This is a genomic window from Rhodopseudomonas sp. AAP120, from assembly GCF_001295845.1.
In the GTDB taxonomy this organism is placed as follows: Bacteria; Pseudomonadota; Alphaproteobacteria; order Rhizobiales; family Xanthobacteraceae; genus Rhodopseudomonas.
This window is the reverse complement of the sequence record NZ_LJIC01000207.1, coordinates 1-1867: the sequence shown is the minus strand read 5'-3', so window position 1 is coordinate 1867 and position 1867 is coordinate 1. Positions and strand designations below refer to the sequence as shown.

The 1867-nt window shown below is 67.7% G+C and carries 2 protein-coding genes; both read left to right on the top strand.

The annotated features are described in order from the left end of the window. Positions 1–588, top strand: a 588-nt coding sequence (locus IP86_RS29205) for an anti-sigma factor family protein (RefSeq protein WP_054165498.1), incomplete at its 5' end; no start/stop codon positions are given. Positions 589–877: 289 nt separating this feature from the next. Continuing rightward, entirely contained in the window at positions 878–1699 is an 822-nt protein-coding gene (locus tag IP86_RS26775) for an alpha/beta fold hydrolase (protein WP_054165497.1), read from the top strand. The last annotated feature ends 168 nt before the right edge of the window (positions 1700–1867 follow it).

The following is a 1867-nucleotide window of genomic DNA, read 5'->3' as shown; positions in this document are numbered from 1 at the left end:
GAGCCGGTGCCGCCACGGCTGCAGCTCGACCGGCTGAGCGCGGCGCCGCCGCGGCGCTGGGTCGTCGGCGCAATCGCCGCGACGCTGGCGGCGTTCGTGGTCGGCGGCGGCGCCGGCTGGTTCGCGCGCGGCGCGGCCACGGCGCCGAGCACCTTCCGCAGCTTCACCGTGGATGCACTCGACGCCCATCGTCTCTATGTGGTCGAGGTACGCCACCCGGTCGAAGTCGAAGCCTCGGAGCGGGCACATCTGCAGCAATGGCTGTCGAAGCGCGTCGGCTACACGGTGACGGCGCCGGAGCTGGAGGCCAGCGGCCTCAAGCTGGTCGGCGGGCGGCTGCTGCCAGGTCCGGACGCTCCGGCCGCTTTCCTGATGTACGAGAGCGCCAATGGCGAGCGGTTCACTCTGTTCACCTCGCGCGCCAACACCGATGTGGCGCAGATGCGCTACGCCAGCGACGCGCGCGACGGCGCCCTGTTCTGGGCGGACCGCGGCGTCGGCTACGTGCTGGCGGGACCGACAGACAAGGACAGGCTCAGCCAATTGGCCAAGCAGGTGTACGCGCAGGCCGAGAAGACGGGCGGTTAGTCGACGATTAGTTCACCGGATCGATGTCGTCCCAATTTCGACATTGATCATCGCGGATTTAAACATCGCCGCGCCTCACTATCGTCCGACCGAATCACGATGCTTTGAGCGCGTCCGATCCGCCGATCGACGCACGCGGCCTTGGCCGGGGTTGCGCTGATCCCCCGCGCCGAGGCCGCCCCCTTTTGGACGCGGCAGCGGCCGATTGAGGTGGGTTTCGCAAGCTGGACTTCCCCAGGATACCGCTTTGGTATCTTATCACCACCGTAAGGGGTGAAGGGATACCAGTATGCAGACCCAATCGATCGACACGTCCGCCGGGCGGATCGCCTACCGCCAATCCGGCGGCAGCGGGCCGACCATCGTCATCGTCCACGGCAACTCGGCGTCGTCGCGCGCCTTCGCCCGGCAGCTCGACGGCTCGCTCGGTAGCAAGTATCGGATATTGGTGCCGGATTTGCCCGGCCATGGCGGCTCGGCCGATGCGGCGGATCCGGCGGCGACCTATACGATGCCGGGCTATGCGGGGATGCTGCGCGAGTTCGCGGAGCAGCTCGGCGCGACCGACGCGGTGTTCGTCGGCTGGAGTCTCGGCGGCCATATCGTGCTGGAGGCGGCGCCGGATCTGCCGCAGGCGAAGGGCTTTGCGATCTTCGGCACGCCGCCGATCGGCTTTCCGCCGGCGATGGAGCAGGCATTTCTCGCAACGCCCGCAATGGCCTACACGTTTCAGCCGGAGCTGAACGAGGAGCAGGCACGGGCCTATGTGGCGGCGGCGTTCCGGCCCGGCATCAGCGAGCTGCCGGCCGACATGGTGGCGGACGTGTTGCGGACCGACGGGCGCGCGCGTGGCCAGCTCGCCGCCAGCATCGCGCCGGGCGGCTATCGGGACGAAATCGACGTTGTGGCAAACCTGAGGCAGCCGCTCGCGGTGCTGCACGGCGCCGAGGAGCAACTCATCAACGGCGATTACTTCAAGACGTTGACGATGCCGACGCTGTGGCGTGGCGCCGTTCAGGTGATCGAAGACGCCGGCCACCTACCGCAATGGGAGCAGCCTGAGCGTTTCGATGCGCTGATCGATGCGTTCGTCGCGGAGGCGAATGCTTAGGTAAGACGAGCGGCTTCTCAGTTTCAGAAATGAACATCGAGATCGACCGCGAGCCCTGTTCACCCTCCCCTGGAGGGGGAGGGTCGGCGCTCAGCCCGCGTAGCGGGATGAGCGACGGGGTGGGGTGAGCCGCGGGCACTGCGGATGAACTCTTCGCCACCCCCCCCC